The 16,695-nt window shown below is 39.1% G+C and carries 13 protein-coding genes; 5 read left to right on the plus strand and 8 right to left on the minus strand.

Annotated elements, in window-relative coordinates; genetic code table 11:
* Positions 1–111: 111 nt before the first annotated feature.
* Positions 112–1,017 (plus strand): AEC family transporter, encoded by a 906-nt coding sequence (locus H7R46_RS03795; RefSeq protein WP_005064481.1) that lies wholly within the window; start codon positions 112–114, stop codon positions 1,015–1,017.
* A gap of 94 nt (positions 1,018–1,111) precedes the next feature.
* Positions 1,112–2,128 carry a hypothetical protein gene (locus H7R46_RS03800; RefSeq protein ID WP_005064482.1) on the plus strand — a complete coding sequence of 339 codons (1,017 nt, stop codon included), beginning with the start codon at positions 1,112–1,114 and terminating at the stop codon, positions 2,126–2,128.
* Positions 2,129–2,264: 136 nt separating this feature from the next.
* Here the strand turns inward: H7R46_RS03800 and H7R46_RS03805 are convergent, their stop codons facing one another.
* Complete coding sequence (locus H7R46_RS03805; protein WP_086260919.1) at positions 2,265–4,040, minus strand: NACHT domain-containing protein; 1,776 nt, start codon at positions 4,038–4,040, stop codon at positions 2,265–2,267.
* An 89-nt stretch (positions 4,041–4,129) separates the two neighbouring features.
* The gene (locus H7R46_RS03810) at positions 4,130–7,027 is read right to left on the minus strand and encodes a valine--tRNA ligase (RefSeq protein ID WP_005064491.1); all 2,898 of its coding nucleotides are present in this window, start codon (positions 7,025–7,027) and stop codon (positions 4,130–4,132) included.
* Between the two features lie 196 nt (positions 7,028–7,223).
* Here H7R46_RS03810 and H7R46_RS03815 point away from each other — a divergent pair, with 196 nt between their 5' ends.
* The 3 genes from H7R46_RS03815 to H7R46_RS03825 are packed head-to-tail and all read left to right on the plus strand — an operon-like array spanning position 7,224 to position 9,215.
* Positions 7,224–7,895, plus strand: a complete 672-nt coding sequence (locus H7R46_RS03815; protein ID WP_005064493.1) for a hypothetical protein — start codon at positions 7,224–7,226, stop codon at positions 7,893–7,895.
* Between the two features lie 25 nt (positions 7,896–7,920).
* A complete protein-coding gene (locus tag H7R46_RS03820) occupies positions 7,921–8,727 on the plus strand; it encodes an SDR family NAD(P)-dependent oxidoreductase (RefSeq protein ID WP_005064503.1) in 807 nt (268 codons plus the stop codon).
* A gap of 53 nt (positions 8,728–8,780) precedes the next feature.
* Positions 8,781–9,215, plus strand: a complete 435-nt coding sequence (locus tag H7R46_RS03825) for a nuclear transport factor 2 family protein (protein ID WP_005064505.1) — start codon at positions 8,781–8,783, stop codon at positions 9,213–9,215.
* Here the strand turns inward: H7R46_RS03825 and H7R46_RS03830 are convergent.
* The 6 genes from H7R46_RS03830 to H7R46_RS03855 form a co-directional block, all read right to left on the minus strand.
* On the minus strand, positions 9,212–9,646 hold the full coding sequence (locus H7R46_RS03830; protein WP_005064507.1) for a YbjQ family protein: 435 nt from the start codon (positions 9,644–9,646) through the stop codon (positions 9,212–9,214). The two genes, H7R46_RS03825 and H7R46_RS03830, sit on opposite strands and share 4 nt — an antisense overlap.
* Positions 9,647–9,653: 7 nt before the next feature.
* Positions 9,654–10,004, minus strand: coding sequence for a YbjQ family protein (locus tag H7R46_RS03835; RefSeq protein ID WP_002116377.1), 351 nt, complete (start codon positions 10,002–10,004; stop codon positions 9,654–9,656).
* A gap of 108 nt (positions 10,005–10,112) precedes the next feature.
* A complete protein-coding gene (gene adeK / locus H7R46_RS03840; RefSeq protein ID WP_002116015.1) occupies positions 10,113–11,564 on the minus strand; it encodes a multidrug efflux RND transporter outer membrane channel subunit AdeK in 1,452 nt (483 codons plus the stop codon).
* Positions 11,564–14,740, minus strand: coding sequence for a multidrug efflux RND transporter permease subunit AdeJ (gene adeJ, locus H7R46_RS03845; RefSeq protein ID WP_005064511.1), 3,177 nt, complete (start codon positions 14,738–14,740; stop codon positions 11,564–11,566). Before adeJ ends, adeK begins: the two co-directional genes overlap by 1 nt.
* A gap of 12 nt (positions 14,741–14,752) precedes the next feature.
* Complete coding sequence (gene adeI / locus H7R46_RS03850; RefSeq protein ID WP_005064514.1) at positions 14,753–16,000, minus strand: multidrug efflux RND transporter periplasmic adaptor subunit AdeI; 1,248 nt, start codon at positions 15,998–16,000, stop codon at positions 14,753–14,755.
* Positions 16,001–16,024: 24 nt separating this feature from the next.
* On the minus strand, positions 16,025–16,651 hold the full coding sequence (locus H7R46_RS03855; protein WP_005064516.1) for a phosphatase PAP2 family protein: 627 nt from the start codon (positions 16,649–16,651) through the stop codon (positions 16,025–16,027).
* Positions 16,652–16,695: the final 44 nt, after the last annotated feature.

Raw genomic sequence — 16,695 nt, forward strand, 5'->3', positions numbered from 1 at the left:
TATTTGTTATGAGTAAAAACTCATTTTATCATGAGTTTTCATTATCTTTAATATATGAGTAAGCCAAGGTTATTGCCAAATAGCAAACCTCCACAAAACTCGAGTAAAGAAATGAATAGCATTGTTTTATCTCTTTTTCCCTTAGTTGCATTAATTGCATCGGGATACTTATTTAAAAAATATCGTTTTTTTAGCGATGAGTTTTGGGCTGGGGCAGAGAAGCTCAATTACTATATTTTATTTCCTGCTTTGCTTTTTAGTACGCTATCAACCGCAAAAATTGACTTAAAAAGTTTGAGCACAGCCATTATTGCGATGTTGATTGTGGTTTTAGCAGTGACCGCTTTTTTATACATACTCCGAATGTTTTGGCACATACCGCCTGCACGTTTTGGTGTGCATGTACAAAGTATGGTTCGCTTTAATACCTATATTGGTTTGGCTTTAGTCACTTCGCTTTTTAAAAGTGAAGGAATGGCAATACTGGCAATTTTATTGGCGCTTTGCATTCCACTTGTGAACATTATTTCGGTACTTGCATTAACTTCTAAAGAACACATGGCAATTAAACCTATTTTAATTGCACTTCTTAAAAATCCTTTAATTGCATCGTGTGTAGTAGGGGCAGCAGTCAATGCACTTCACATCCCGATTTGGGAAGGCTTTAGTCAGTTTATTAAGCTTTTTTCAGTGTCGAGTTTGCCATTAGGTTTGTTATGTGTTGGTGCAGCTTTACAGTTTATGCAAATTAAAAAAGATATTGTCGTGTTGGCGGCAGACACTTTTGCACGACTTTTAGCAGTGCCTGCTTTGGCTTACGCGGTCTGCATGTGGTTTGGTTTGCCAAGTTTGCAAACACAAATTTTAGTTATTTTCTTTGCACTACCGACTGCTTCCGCTTCCTACATTTTAACCAAAGTTTTGGGTGGCGATAGTCAGCTCATGGCAGCCGTGATTAGCTTTCAAACTCTATGTGCCGCAGTAACCTTGCCATTAGTGATTTGGTGGATTTCTTAAGATATAAATTTTAGATAAGTCGTATTTAAAGAATGCTTTGCTACCTTCCTCATCTGATTATTGCTACACTTTTTTCTTTTTCAGGTGGATGAGTATGTCCTTTGATCTCAAAGTGAGCTTGCAGCAAAGGTCTGAACCGTCTGTACAGCAGAAAAAACTGAATCGCCTGATTGATAAAATAGAGCAGCAAAAAGTTAGCCTGAGCACTTGGCAAAATGCGCAAGCCGAGATTCAACAGCACATTCGGCAAAAACTGATGCCTGTGTATGGAAATTTGCATGAGGTCTTATTTCAGCAGCTAGAGCAACTTTGGAATATATTGCATAGCCATGAGTTTTCCAAAGCAGACATGCAACGACTAGATGAAAAAAATGCCCAGCTTGCACACATGTTGAAGCGCTCAAAAATGCTATCTGCTGAGCAGTTAGAGTTAGTGAGGCAGATCGATACCTTTTATCAGCAACATGGGGTTGAATTGGCAAAAAAGAATAAGAAAGCTCAGTCAATAAAATCTGAATGTGAAGAAAGTGCTGAGCAAGGTGTAGAGTTAGAAGAAGACTTTGAACAGTATGCTGCTGAGCAACAAAAAGCGCGTGAACAAGCCAAGCAGCAAAGACAGCAACAGAAACGTGAACAAGCCGAACAAATGGCAGCGCAGTCGCTCAAAACAGTTTATTTAAAAATTGCCGCGATGATTCACCCAGACCGTGAGCAAGATGAAACTAAAAAAGAAGAAAAAACTGAGTTGTTCCAACAAGCAAGTCTGGCCTATGAAAGACAGGATTTGTTTTATTTACTCAAACTTCAGTTACAGCTTGAGCAGAATAAGGGGTTAGGTGCTAAAGAACTATCTGCTGAGCAGTTACGGTTTTATAAACTTGCTTTAGATGCACAAAGTCAGCAGCTTGAAAGCCAAATAGCTGAGATTTTGGATTCTTTTCAGTTAGCCAAGAATGTGAAAGCAGAACATGTACACATTAGTGATGTTTATAAAGCTGTCGATGCTGACTGTGCTGAGTTAAAGCAGCAGGTGAAATGGGAAAAGGAACGCTTAAAGTATATGAAAAAGGTAAGTGGGGTAGAGATGCTGTTGGAGCATGGGGTACTTTAATTATCTTTGATAAGCCTATTAAAGTATAAACTTAATGGCAGCAGCAATTAGCTTTTAGGCTTATTTGCTGCCTTGACGTTGTTAATGGTCGTTTAGTACGAAAGTAAAATACTATTTGTTAGCCAGATTAGGTTAATTACCTAGTAATCGTATAGGTTCTTTCAGATTTTGATCTAACATAGTCTTCAGCTGTACGAAGCGTGTTCTCTAAAGTAATAAATCCGTTATCAAGTATTTTATCACTTAGAATGGTCTGTTTGATTTTTAAAGTAAGTAAATCATTAATTTTAAAATCAGTTATTTTTTTCTCATCGGTTGTATATATTTCTATAGAGTTGGTATCTTCAGATTTATGTATAATATATATTAAAATATATCTGAGAATGAAACTATTAACATACCCATATTTGTTTTCATAATCGAAATCAAACAATATTACTATTTTATTTTTACTAATTTCACTATCTTCATTATAAGCAATAAAAATACTTTGAAGAAATGGCTGGACACCATTTTCTATATATTTTATATCGTTTAAAAAACCTTGAATAGAAGGAATAACTAGAAATTTATAATAATTTAATTTATCTATTTCACTTAGAAATTTTAATTCAACTTCAAACTTATTGTAATTTTCATAATTGAACATATCGGTATAAAATTTCTGAAGTATTGTTATATCGAAACTTCTCAATAAATTTGCTACAAAAAACTCTTGAATACTTTTATGTATAAAACTATATTCATTTCCCTCTTTAAGTATCAGACAAATATTTTTTGTTAATTCTAAAATAATATTATTACTATCAAATTTTAAATCAAGAATTCTACAAGATTCCTTTAAACCTTCCTGAAAATATTGTTTATCAAATGAAATCCTATTACCGTTATTTTTTGAATAAAAACAAAATTCTTGGAAAATATCTTCTAATTGGGATTGGGTTGCATCAACATAACGGGTTCTTTCATAAGGGAGTTTTAAATAATCATGTCTATTCATTAAAACATCAAAAATATCTCTATAGAATTCTGAAATAGAAAGCGCTATTTGTAATTTAGTCTGATAAGTCATTACAAATAAGGTCAACATTAAAGGAGTCTTTAGAATATCTTGTAGACCTATAGCACTCTCTTCAATTTTTTGGACTAATTGTTTAGAAATTTCTATATCATGAGTTAGCTTTTGAATAAAGCCTGCTTGATCATTTTTATCATAAGGGTGTAATGTTAGTGATAAAAAATATGGACTGTTCTGTAAAGCATTATATGGACGACTTGAACATATAATTTTCATATTGGGAAATTTTATTGACCGTTGTTCTAACTTTGAAATAACACTTGGTATTAGTTCTTTATTAAGCTCATCAAAACCATCTAAAAATAATGTAATTTTTCCACTTTCGGCTAATGCATCGAAATTTTTACTACTTAATTCCACCTCTAGAATGTCGCTAAGATAGGTACATAAACAATCCGTTAAATTTTCCGTTTTTTGTATGCTTCTTAATTCAAAAAATATAGGTAGAGAGTTTTTTTTAAGTATTTCATTAAGAGTAAGATGTCTCATAAGCATGGATTTACCATGACCAACTGTACCTTCAATAATAAGATTTTCAGTAATTTCTATTTCTCTTACATCATTAAATGTTTGAATGGAACCATCGGGCAGGTTTACTTTAGTTGGGTAATAAAATTCAGATATATGTTGAGGTCTTTTACTATCATAAATTGTTCTAATCATTAAAATTTTACTAATTTTTGATTGTATCTTATCTGAAGATTTTTCTATGTTCATTTCTGCAAGAAAAGTTCTTCCTGATTTTTTTGTAAAATTATAAATATCTTTGCAAATTTCAGTAATAAGTGGTCTAAGTACTAATGTTCCAAAAGTAATAGTTACTGGTTCGACCATAGTGATTTCCCGATTATATTTATGAATTTTAATACTTTATTATAAAAAATCCCTTCATTGAAGGGATTTTTTACTTTCATTGATTTATTTTAAAGCGCAGCAATTTGCTCCATATTCGCTTTAACTTTTTCTAACTGAGCAGCAAACTCAGCAAGCTTCGCTTTTTCACCTTCAACAACCGCTGCTGGTGCTTTAGAAACAAAGCCTTCATTTGCAAGTTTACCCGCAATTTGGTCGTGTTGCTTTTGGATTTTATCCAAGTCTTTTTGCAAACGAGCAAGCTCAGCTTTAGGGTCAATTAATCCTTTCATTGGTACAAATACCGATGCATGGCTAACAACACTAGAGCAAGACAAAGGTGGTTCTTGGTCTTTATTCAAGAACTCAATGCTTTCAACTTTAGCCAATGCTTTGAACAACGCTTCAATACGAATAATTTGTTCACGTTCAGCATCAGATGTGTTTTGAAGTAATACTGGCAACAAGCGCGCATTACCTAAGCCCAACTCACCACGAATGTTACGTACTGCGCCAATCAAACCTTGAAGCCATTGCATATCTGCTTCAGCTTGTTCATTGATTTTTGCTTGCTCAGGAATAGGGTATTGAGCAGTCATAATCGTTGGACCACCTTGACCAAGCATTGGTGCAAGAGTCTGCCAGATTTCTTCTGTCAAATACGGCATAAGCGGATGAGCCAAGCGTAATGATGCTTCCATCACAGCAAGCAATACACGGCGTACTTCAGCTTTACGCTCTTCTGAAACTTCTGCATCGTTCAGAACTGGTTTAGTTAACTCAACGTACCAGTCACAGTATTCATTCCAGATAAAGTCGTAAATCGCTTGAGCAGCAAGGTCTAAACGATACGTTGCAAACGCTTGGTGTACAGCGGCTTCTGCTTTTTGTAGACGGCTCATAATCCATTGTTCTGGAAGTTCCCAAAGATCAGGACGTGCTTCTTGGCCAACAGTTTGACCTTCAACATTCATGAGAACGAAACGAGTCGCGTTCCAGATTTTGTTACAGAAGTTACGGTAGCCTTCAACACGTTTTAAATCGAACTTGATGTCACGACCAGTGTTTGCAAGCGCACAGAACGTGAAACGAACTGCGTCAGTACCGTAAGCATTAATGCCTTCTGGGAACTCTTTACGCGTTGATTTTTCAATCTTCGCAGCATCTTTCGGGTTCATTAAGCCAGTCGTACGTTTTGCAACTAAGCTTTCTAAATCAATACCGTCAATCAAGTCTAATGGGTCAAGTACGTTACCTTTAGACTTAGACATTTTTTGACCTTCACCATCACGTACCAAGCCGTGAACGTAAACAGTCTTAAATGGAACTTGCGATGAACCATCTTCATTTTTCATGAAGTGCAGGGTCATCATGATCATGCGGGCAACCCAGAAGAAAATGATGTCAAAACCAGTCACCAACACATCTGTTGGGTGGAAAGTTTTTAAGAAATCATTTGCTGCATCTTTTTGTGCATCGCCAGTCCAACCCAAAGTTGAGAAAGTCCAAAGTGCAGATGAGAACCATGTATCAAGAACGTCTTCGTCTTGTTTAAGTTCAACGTCAGCCGCGATGTTATTTTTCGCACGTACTTCTTCTTCATTACGGCCAACATAGATGTTGCCATTTGCATCGTACCAAGCTGGAATACGGTGACCCCACCAAAGCTGACGTGAAATACACCAGTCTTGAATGTCACGCATCCATGCCATGTACATGTTGCTGTACTGCTCTGGAACAAACTTAATACGGCCATCTTGAACTGCTTCAATTGCAGGCTCAGCAAGCGGAGCAATTTTTACATACCATTGATCAGTCAGTAACGGCTCAATGATCACACCTGAACGGTCGCCACGTGGCGCTTTTAAGTCATACGGTTGGATTTGATCTAACCAGCCTTCAGCTTCAGCTTGAGCAACTAATTTTTTACGTGCTTCAAAACGTTCTAAACCAGCGTATTCGGCAGGTGCAGTAATCGTTTTAGAAATTTGTTCGCCAGCTTTTGCAATATATTCAAACTCACCTAAAACTTCGGCGTTTTTGTTGAAGATATTAATGATAGGCAAGCTATTGCGTTTACCTAGGTCATAGTCATTGAAGTCATGAGCAGGCGTGATTTTTACACAGCCAGTACCGAAGTCTTTTTCAACGTATTCATCTGCAACGATCGGAATTAAACGACCAGTAATTGGTAATACAATATTTTTACCAACAAGGTGTGCATAACGCTCATCTTCAGGATGAACAGCAACCGCAGTATCACCGAGTAAAGTTTCAGGACGAGTTGTTGCAACAACTAAATAGTCTTTGCCGTCTTGAGTTTTAACTGATTTGTCTTCAAAGAAATATTTAAAATGCCAAAGTGAGCCTTTTTCTTCTTTGCTTTCTACTTCAAGGTCAGAAAGTGCTGTTTGAAGTTTAGGGTCCCAGTTTACTAGGCGCTTACCGCGGTAAATTAAACCGTCTTCATGTAAACGAACGAATACTTCTTTAACTGCGTTTGATAAACCTTCGTCCATCGTGAAGCGTTCACGTGACCAGTCTACCGAAGAACCTAAGCGACGAATTTGTTTAGTGATCGTGCCGCCAGATTGTTCTTTCCATTCCCAAACTTTTTCGATGAACTTATCACGGCCTAAGTCGTGACGAGTTACGCTTTGTAAGCCAAGTTGACGCTCAACAACCATTTGAGTTGCAATACCAGCATGGTCTGTACCCGGTTGCCACAAAGTGTTTTTACCCATCATACGGTTATAACGGGTGAGGGCATCCATAATGGCATTGTTAAAACCATGGCCCATGTGCAAACTACCAGTGACGTTTGGTGGCGGAATCATGATACAGAATGATTCACCGTGACCAGAAGGTTTGAAGTAACCTTGTTCTTCCCACGTTTTGTACCACTTCTTTTCGATCTCGGTTGGATCGTATGTGGTTGCAATATTTTGAGCGGTTTGAGCGTCAGTCATAGTAGCTTAGATCGAATATGCATAAAAAATTGCATCTATTGTAGCAAAAAAATGCCTCGAAATTAATGTGCTGAAAACAGATAAACGGTTTTGTATTTTTTTCAAAAAACGGTAGATTTATGAAAGATGGATCACAATTTAATCGTGTGGCGACACGGCACAAAAATTACAAAAGAATTGAAAAAGGATGCTGCTGATGAGTTATGAAGTTTTTTTGAAAATTTCCGATTCGACTTATACACAATTCGAGGCTATTCGGCAAAAACTGCATGATGGGGTAAGCCAAAGTCAGGCAAAACCTTTAGGCGATGTACTCTCTGATCTTTCTTGTGAAATTATTGAGCAGGTTTTTTCTGTGCTTTTACAGTCAGGAAATGCAAGCATGTCTTCAAAACAACAAGCTGAGTCTGAAAAAGTTATTCAGCAAGTTTTAGAGACTTTTCGAAAATACATGCCTTGGTCAGTTTCATTCTTTGGAAATGAACGTCTTTTACCTTTAGTTGACTACATGACATCTCTCATGAAAGAGCAAGGGCAGCAAGTTTATATTACCTATCCGGTCACACTTCAACTCGTACAACAAGCCGAAACCCTTACCCAGCAAATTCGTGACGGTAATATGCAAAGCATTACGGCTGCATTTGAAACACTCATACAAATTGTGGATTTAGGCGTAACAAGCCTAGTACGTGAACCTAAAAAGCGTTTAAAATTTAATTTGGTTGTCGATAAAACTCTTAACGGAGTCATCAACATGACGACGCATTTGGGCTATAAACGTTTGGAAAAGTTAGGGACACAGGTCGATCAGACCACAGCAACTCATTATATCAACCACTTTTTGGCCTTCATGCATCAAGCAGCATAATTTAAAAAGATAATAGGAACATCACATGGCCAAACTTGATACTTTGCAAAATAAAGTGGTATGGATTACGGGCGCATCTTCTGGTTTAGGTAAGGCCTTAGCAGGGGAGTTGGCTTTACAAGGCGCAAAGTTGATTTTGACCTCGCGTCGTTTTGAAGAATTAGAAGAGGTTCGGGTTGGTTTATTAAATCCCGATCATCATTTGTCTGTGGTCGCAGATATTACTGATGAAAAGCAGGTTCAAGAGGCTTATAAGCAGATTTTAAAGGCGAAAGGCCGTATTGACTGGCTCATCAATAATGCAGGTTTAAGCCAACGCGCTTTAATTAAAGATACGACAATGGCAACCGAACGCGCCATTATGGAAGTCGATTATTTTTCACAAGTCGCGTTAACTAAAACAGTATTACCGACCATGCTAAAACAAAAGTCTGGCCGAGTTGTATTTGTGTCGAGTGTAGCGGGTTTATTGGGAACACAGTACCGTGCAAGCTACTCGGCTGCTAAAGCAGCGATTCACATGTGGGCAAATAGTTTACGTGCTGAGGTCTCAGATCAAGGTGTCGAAGTTTCAGTTATTTTCCCTGGTTTTGTAAAAACTAATGTTTCTTTTAATGCACTCAATGGTGCAGGGGAACCTCAAGGCCATCAAGACGAAGCAATTGAAAATGGTTTAGAGGCAGATGTTTTTGCAGAGCAGGCTGTAAAAGCTTTAGTACAGGGTCAAGAATATATTGTTGTGGGTGGGGCCAAAGAAAAACTAGGTGTAATGGTTTCTCGGATGTCACCAAAACTTCTTTATAAAATGATTCGGAAAACAAAAGTAAAATAAAAAAGTGATTTTGCCGTGCTAAATTGGTGAAAAACCCGCATAGAAGGTTCACCATGGATCAGGATTATCACCGTATTTTAGAAGTCGTCACGCGTTTTCAATTGGTCTTTGATCAGAAAAATTGGGACGCTTTTGATGAGTTGTTGGCAGATCAACTTGAGGTGGACTATTTCCAATTTAGAGGAGAACCTTTATGTGTCGTGTCTTGTCATGAATATAAAGGTTCTCGGCAGCAAGCATTATCCCATTTACGACTACAGCACAATTTGAGCAATCCTCTGGTTCGGATTGAACAAGATCAAGCATGGCTAGAATGTAATTATCAAATTTATCGTTTTTCAGAAAATGATTATTTTCATTCTTTTGGTCGTTATTATTTTACTTTGGCGAAACAACAAGACCGTTGGAAAATTACCCGAATTTGCCAGCATTTAACTAAAAATATTGGCAATCCACGTATTCATTTTTCTGAGGTTGGGCAGTATTAATCTTTAACTGCTGTTCCATAAGCAAAAACTTCGACCATTCCGCCTTGCATTCCGAGTTCGGTTGTACTCAGCCGAACTCCCATAATATGAGTAGCACCGACACTTTGAGCTTGTTGTTTTAAACGTACAATCGCCTCTCGGCGAGCACGTTCAACAATACTTTCATAACTGGTCAGTCTTCCGCCCAAAACGTTTTTTATAGATGCCAATACATATTTAAAGTAATCATGAGAAATCACAACATTACTGCTAATAAAGTGGCCTAGCTGATCACTCGTTGCAAAACGATTGGTATCAATTCTGATATGGGCAAATTTTTGCTCTTTTTCTAGAAGTTCATTCAAATGTTTTCGTTCAATATGACGGCCAAAAGCCCAACCAATACTGAAAAGAATGAGAAAAATAACAAGCTGAAAAATAAGATTATCCATTTTCTACCTATGCATTAAATGGATCGGGTAGATGAGGTGCTTGAGGCTGCACAACCACTGCTGTGCCATATACAAATAACTCAGAAGCACCTTGTGCAATATTTGAAGTTGAAAAGCGAATACCCACAATTGCATTCGCACCAAGCTGTTGGGCTTTTACAATCATACGCTGCATGGCTTCTTGGCGAGATTCTTCTAATAATTCGGTATAACCCGTAAGTTCACCACCTACAATATTTTTTAAACTAGCCATCAGGTCACGGCCAACATGCTTACTACGAACGGTACTTCCGTAAACAACATCTAGCTGCTTTACAATCTGGTGGCCTGGAACACTTTCTAAATTACTCAATAACATTGTTTTTTATCAATCTAAATTCTTAAGGTTTCAAGATAAAAAATATTCAGATGAGTTGCAATAAAAAAGCCCACCGAAGTGAGCTTTTGTGAATAAGTTATTTAAAACTTATTGCTTTTTAAGTTCAGCACTAGATGGTTGATTAACCACTGTATCTGAAGTATTTGCTTTTAAACCACCACCTAGAGTTTTGTATAACTCGATTTGGTTGTTTAAGTTTGCTTGTTGAAGCAATAACAAACCTTGTTCTGCTGAATAAGATGAACGCTGTGCATCAAGAACCGTTAAGTAACTATCAATACCAGCACGGAAGCGGGCATTTGAAAGTGTGTAGTTGCGGTTAGTTGCTTCTACTAGACGTTGTTGAGCTGTTAAACGCTCGCCAATGTTGGCACGAGTTGCAAGCGCATCATTAACTTCGCGGAACGCAGACTGAACTGATTTTTCATAATCAGACAATGCAATTTTCTGATCAGTTTCAGAAATTTTCACATTGGCACGACGAGTGCCCCAGTCAAAGATTGGTAAATCTAAGCTTGGTCCAATTGACCATACAAAACCACCTGACTTAAATAGATCACTTAAGTCAGTTGATGCATAACCTGCAGAACCCGTTAAGCTAATGGTTGGGAATAAACGTGCTTTTGCAGCACCGATATTCGCACCAGCAGCGCTTAAGTTATATTCAGCAGCTTTTACATCTGGACGGTTGTTAAGTAAGTCGCTTGGTAAACCCGCTGTAAATACATTTTGTTGCGTAATGCGTTTTACAGGTTGGGTTGGTAACAAGTTTTGTGGAACTGATTGGCCAACTAACAAGTTCAACAAGTTTTGCGCTTGAGCAATCTGTGTTTTGTAGTTCGCTACATCATTACGTGCAGTTTCTACAGAAATCTGTGCCTGACGTAGTGGAACTTCACTATCGATGCCCACATCAAAACGTTTTTTGTTGAGATTGTAGGAATCTTGCTGTGCTTTAAGTGTTTGCTCTGCAAGTCTTAAGTTGGCAGTTGCGAAAGAATAGTTCAACCATGCTTGAGCCACTTGACTGATTAGACTGATTTGAGTCGAATCACGTGCGCTTTGCGTTGAAAGATAACTATCTAACGCAGCATCTTTTAAGCTACGTACGCGGCCCCAAAAATCAAGCTCATAGGCAGTTACACCCAGACCTACTTGATAAGTAGAGTAGGGGTTATTCGGATCACGGCTTTGAGAAACCTGACGAATTGCACTACCACTTGCTCCGATTGTTGGAAGCTGATTGTTCTGTGTAATTCGATATTGCTGTTGAGCACGTTCGATATTGAGCGTTGCTGTACGTAAGTCGCGGTTGTTGGCAAGTGCCAAATCAATCACTCCGAGCAAACGAGGGTCAGCAAAGAACTGTTTGTAACCTTGTTCAGCAATAGACGTACCAGAAGCGCTATATGCATAGCTTTGTGGAATATCGGTTTTCACGACTGGTTCTGGGCCGCGCATGCTTTGACAAGCTGCCAAAGCAAGCGCAAGTGCAGATACCGCAATGCTACGACCTGAAATAGACCATACGTTTTGCATCACGATTTATGCTCCTGAGTGTTTATGGTTTTTGGTTTGTACTTAAAGATACTACGAATCCACACATAGAATACAGGGATAAAGAAGATACCTAAGAACGTTGCACTGATTACACCACCGAGTACACCGTAACCAACAGAGTGCTGACTTCCTGCACCTGCGCCTGTTGAAAGGGCAAGCGGAAGTACACCGAAACCGAAGGCAAGGGTAGTCATGATGATTGGACGTAAACGCATTTTTGCAGCATGTAAAGTTGCATCAATTAGGTCTTCACCTTTTTCCTGCAGCTCTTTTGCGAACTCAACAATCAAGATCGCATTTTTTGCAGAAAGACCGATTACCGCGATCATCGCTACCTGGAAGTAAATGTTATTTGAGAGATTTGGATCTCCTTTAATAATCATACCCAAGTAAGTTAATACGATTGCACCAATAATACCGAGTGGTACCACAAGTAAAACCGAGAACGGAATAGACCAGCTTTCATACAATGCAGCCAAGCAAAGGAAAACGATTAACAATGAAAGTGCATATAAGAATGGAGCTTGAGCACCAGACTCACGTTCTTCAAGTGATAAACCTGTCCATTCATAGTCGAAACCTTGTAAGCCCATAGATGGTAACTTAGCAATAATTTCTTCCATCGCTTTCATTGAGTCACCAGAGCTCACGCCAGGTGCAGGTGTACCTTGAATGTTAACCGATGACACGCCGTTATAACGTTCAAGACGTGGAGAACCATATGTCCATTCGCCAGTAGCAAATGCAGAGAACGGTACCATTTCGCCTTTGTTATTACGTACATACCACTTATTTAAGTCTTCAGGCATCATACGGCTACCCGCATCACCTTGAACATAAACTTTTTTCACACGGCCACGGTCAACGAAGTCGTTAATGTATGAACCACCCCATGCAATACGCATCGTATTGTTAATGTCGGCAATGCTAACGCCCATGGCACCAGCTTGAGCTTGGTCTACATTAATTTGATACTGAGGTGTATCTTCTTGACCATTAGGGCGAACACCCACAAGACGTTTATCTTGTGCAGCCAAACCTAAGATCGTATTACGTGCGGCAATAAGTTTCTCATGGCCTTGACCACTTGAATCTTTAAGTTGCAAGTTGAATCCGGCTGTTACACCGAGTTCAGGCATTGCTGGAAGCTGTAATGGCATGATGTAAGATGCATCTTTAACGATCATGTTCAATGCCATACCACGTTGAATCAATGCGCCAATTTGAGATTCTGGTGAAGTACGCTCACTCCAGTCTTTCAATTTAACGAAGCCAATACCAGCATTTTGACCAACACCTGTGAATGAGAAGCCCGAAACGGTGAAAATTGATTCCACAGTGTCTTTTTCATTCATGAAGAAGTTTGTCATGGTGTCAATCACTTTACCTGTACGGTCAAGCGTTGCATTTGGCGGTAATTGAACAAGCGTCATGACCACACCCTGATCTTCTTCTGGTAAGAATGAAGATGGGAGTTTTTGGAACAAGAACACTAATAAAGCAATAACTACAGCGTAAAGCACGCCAGAGAAGATTTTGCCCTTAAGCATGCGGCTAACACCATTTTGGTAGCTATGCGACATGCGGTCAAAACCATTGTTAAAGCCTCTAAAGAAACGAGCAAAAATATTATTGCTTGGTGCTTTGTTAGGATCATGCTGTTTTAAAATGGTTGCACAAAGTGCCGGTGTAAATGTTAACGCTACAATTAACGATAGAACCATTGCTGTTACAAGGGTAATCGAGAACTGACGGTAAATTACACCAGTTGTACCACCAAAGAATGCCATTGGTACGAATACCGCTGTTAATACGCTTGTGATACCAATTAACGCGCCAGAAATCTGTTGCATTGATCGTGACGTCGCCGTGACCGGATCGGTATGCTCTTCACTCATCACACGTTCGACGTTTTCGACCACAACGATGGCATCATCGACCAGAAGACCAATTGCCAATACCATGGCGAACATGGTTAAAGTGTTAATTGAGAAGCCAAAGATATTAATAACAGCGAATGTACCTAACACAACAACAGGTACAGCAAGTGTTGGAATAATCGTTGCACGCCAGTTCTGTAAGAACAAGAACATGACAATGAATACCAAAATTACCGCTTCAATTAATGTGTGTACAACACTTTCAATTGAAAGACGAATAAATGGAGTTGTGTCATAAGCCAGTTTGTCTTCAAGACCCGCTGGATAATTCTTACGTAATTCAGATAAACGTTGTTCAACAGCTTCTGCCGTATCAAGTGCGTTGGCACCAGTTGCAATTTTAATTGCAAGACCACCAGCAGGTTTACCATTAAATTTCGAGTCAAACTGATAGTTATCAGAACCTAACTCTACACGCGCAACATCTTTTAAACGAACCTCAGCACCAGATGCTGTGTTCTTTAAGAAGATATTTTTAAACTGTTCAGGTGTTTGCAGCAAACTTTGTGCATTCACTGTTGCATTAAGCACTTGACCTTGTACAGCTGGCGCACCACCTAATTGACCTACCGCTACTTGTGAGTTTTGCGCTTGTAAAGCTGTTGCAATATCACTAGGAGTAAGTTGATAACTGGTTAACTTAGCTGGATCAAGCCAAATACGCATTGCGTATGAACCACCAAAGACCTGTACCTCGCCCACACCAGCAACACGGCTAAGTGGTTCTTTAATTGATGAGTTTACGTAGTCTTTAATGTCTGAATCAGAAAGGCTGTTATCTGGTGAGTAGAATGCAATAACTTGCAAGAAGCTTGCACCAGATTTAGTAACTGTTACACCTTGACGCTGTACATCTTCAGGTAAAAGCGCAGTTGCAGATTGCAATTTGTTTTGAACCTGAACCTGTGCAATATCTGGATCAATACCTTGTTCAAAGTTTAATTGAATAGAGGCCTGACCGTTACCAGCACTGTTAGATGAAATGTAGCGTAAACCATCTAGACCATTCATTTGTTGTTCAATGATCTGGGTTACAGTGTTTTCAACAGTCTCAGCAGATGCACCAGGATAAGTTGCAGCAATTGTAACTGTCGGTGGTGCAATCGTCGGATACTGTGCAATAGGCATTTTTGTTAGCGTGAGAATACCCGCCAACATAATGACTAATGCAATCACCCACGCAAAAATGGGGCGATGAATAAAAAATTGTGCCATTCAATCTACCCCTTATGCATTAGATGCTTTCTGTTCTGCTTGAGGTTTACCTGATTGAGCCGGTTTTGTCGCATTTGGAGCTGCACCTTGTGGATTCGCTGGTTGAGCTTGGTAAGGTTTTGCTGAAACTTCTTGCCCTTCTTTAACTTTGGCAACACCGTCAACAATCACTTTATCACCAGCTTTAAGACCGTTAGTCACAATCCAGTTTTGTCCTTGAACACCAGAGGTTTCAACAGGACGACTCTCAACAGCACCTTTGGCATTAACAAGCATTGCTACAGCTTGACCTGTAGGTAAACGTGTAATTGCAGCTTGAGGAATCAGGTAAGCATTAGGAACTACACCTTGAACAATCTGTGCAGTGGTATACATGCCTGGAAGTAACAGATGATTCGGGTTCGAGAATACGGCACGTAAAGTAATCGTTCCTGTATCCTGATTTACAGAAGCATCAGAGAAAGCAAGTTGTCCTTCGATTGGGTAAGTTGAACCATCTTCGAGCTTCAATTTCACTTTCGTGTTGTTACTATTGTTTAAACTGCCTTTGCTAAGTTGTTGACGTAAACGTAATAACTCGGCACTAGACTGGTTAATGTCAACATAGATCGGATCTAACTGTTGAATCGTCACTAAAGGTTCAGTTTGGTTAGCAGTGACTAAAGCACCTGCTGTTACAGAAGAACGTCCAGACTGACCAGAAATTGGTGAGCGAATTGTAGAGTAGCCAAGATCAACATTTGCATTCGTTACTTGAGCTTTTGCAGCAGAAACTTGTGCTTCGGCAACATTAACCTGACCAAGTAAGTCGTCATATTCTTGTTTAGATACAGCGTTACTTGAAACAAGTTGCTTATAACGGTTTAACTTAGTACGTAGTGAAGCTAGATTTGCCTGTTGTTGTAAAAGGGTAGCTTTTGCATTTTCAAGCGTTGCACGGTTAGTTCGAGAATCCAGTTCATATAGAGCCTGTCCTTCACGAACGTAACTTCCTTCAGCAAACAAGCGTTTTAAAATCACGCCACTTGTTTGAGGGCGAACTTCAGAAATTTGATATGCTGAAGTACGGCCGGAGAGTTCAACGCTTTGTTCAACACTTTGTGGTTGAGCAACAATAACACCTACTTCTGCAGGCGGCATTTTCTGAGCAGCAGCAGCTTGCTGTTTCTCATCGGAGCCTTTGCTACAACCAACAAGTGCGATACTTGTTGCTAATGCGCAAGCAGTAAGGGCAGGAGCCCAAAGCTTAGCCGACATCATTGTTCCACCTCGTTTAGATAAAATCTAAAAATATATTTGTTTTCTACTTAACCTACTTTGTGTTTGTAATAACCAGAGCCAAAGCAGTGCAATCCAAATAAAACCTATGCCCCAACCGGCGAGTACATCTGTTGGAAAATGAACTCCAGCATATATTCTTGAAAGCCCCATGCAGATAAACCAAAGACAGGAAATCAAAATGATATAAGGAGAGTTAGTGTTGGGCTTATGGCATAACATTATCATTGCCATACAAGCCAGTGTTGATGCATAAACACTATGTGCACTTGGGAACGATGCACCATAACTTTCGACAATATGATATACCTGTGGAGGTCTTGGACGGTCAACACACCACTTGAGCAGCCAACCCGTGATGATACTGCCAAGAACACCCACGCTAATGAAAATAACAGTAATATATTTTTTATACCATGCTTGATATATACACACCAATAAGGATAAAAAACATACAAAAGGCATACCGCCTACACGTGCTAGAAAGGTCGTAATAGAGTTAAGATAATCTGATCGATTTTCACTCAATATTTGAACGGTGAGAAGATCCAAAGATTGAAGTCTTGGTACAAAAAGACCAAGAACACCTAATCCTAAAAAAATACAACCAATAAAAAGCAATAAATAGGGCATGTATATACCTTTGCTCGTTCAAGCAGTGTCTACTACTGAAAGCC

The sequence above is a fragment of the Acinetobacter sp. BEC1-S18-ESBL-01 genome (assembly GCF_014169935.1).
Lineage (GTDB): Bacteria > Pseudomonadota > Gammaproteobacteria > Pseudomonadales > Moraxellaceae > Acinetobacter > Acinetobacter pittii.

What these genes read in the sequence shown, in the direction of transcription:
- H7R46_RS03795 (WP_005064481.1), top strand. Translation starts at nt 112, where the DNA reads ATGAATAGCATTGTTTTATCTCTTTTTCCCTTAGTTGCATTAATTGCA.
- H7R46_RS03800 (WP_005064482.1), top strand. Translation starts at nt 1,112, where the DNA reads ATGTCCTTTGATCTCAAAGTGAGCTTGCAGCAAAGGTCTGAACCGTCT.
- H7R46_RS03805 (WP_086260919.1), bottom strand. Translation starts at nt 4,040, where the DNA reads ATGGTCGAACCAGTAACTATTACTTTTGGAACATTAGTACTTAGACCA.
- H7R46_RS03810 (WP_005064491.1), bottom strand. Translation starts at nt 7,027, where the DNA reads ATGACTGACGCTCAAACCGCTCAAAATATTGCAACCACATACGATCCA.
- H7R46_RS03815 (WP_005064493.1), top strand. Translation starts at nt 7,224, where the DNA reads ATGAGTTATGAAGTTTTTTTGAAAATTTCCGATTCGACTTATACACAA.
- H7R46_RS03820 (WP_005064503.1), top strand. Translation starts at nt 7,921, where the DNA reads ATGGCCAAACTTGATACTTTGCAAAATAAAGTGGTATGGATTACGGGC.
- H7R46_RS03825 (WP_005064505.1), top strand. Translation starts at nt 8,781, where the DNA reads ATGGATCAGGATTATCACCGTATTTTAGAAGTCGTCACGCGTTTTCAA.
- H7R46_RS03830 (WP_005064507.1), bottom strand. Translation starts at nt 9,646, where the DNA reads ATGGATAATCTTATTTTTCAGCTTGTTATTTTTCTCATTCTTTTCAGT.
- H7R46_RS03835 (WP_002116377.1), bottom strand. Translation starts at nt 10,004, where the DNA reads ATGTTATTGAGTAATTTAGAAAGTGTTCCAGGCCACCAGATTGTAAAG.
- adeK (WP_002116015.1), bottom strand. Translation starts at nt 11,564, where the DNA reads ATGCAAAACGTATGGTCTATTTCAGGTCGTAGCATTGCGGTATCTGCA.
- adeJ (WP_005064511.1), bottom strand. Translation starts at nt 14,740, where the DNA reads ATGGCACAATTTTTTATTCATCGCCCCATTTTTGCGTGGGTGATTGCA.
- adeI (WP_005064514.1), bottom strand. Translation starts at nt 16,000, where the DNA reads ATGATGTCGGCTAAGCTTTGGGCTCCTGCCCTTACTGCTTGCGCATTA.
- H7R46_RS03855 (WP_005064516.1), bottom strand. Translation starts at nt 16,651, where the DNA reads ATGCCCTATTTATTGCTTTTTATTGGTTGTATTTTTTTAGGATTAGGT.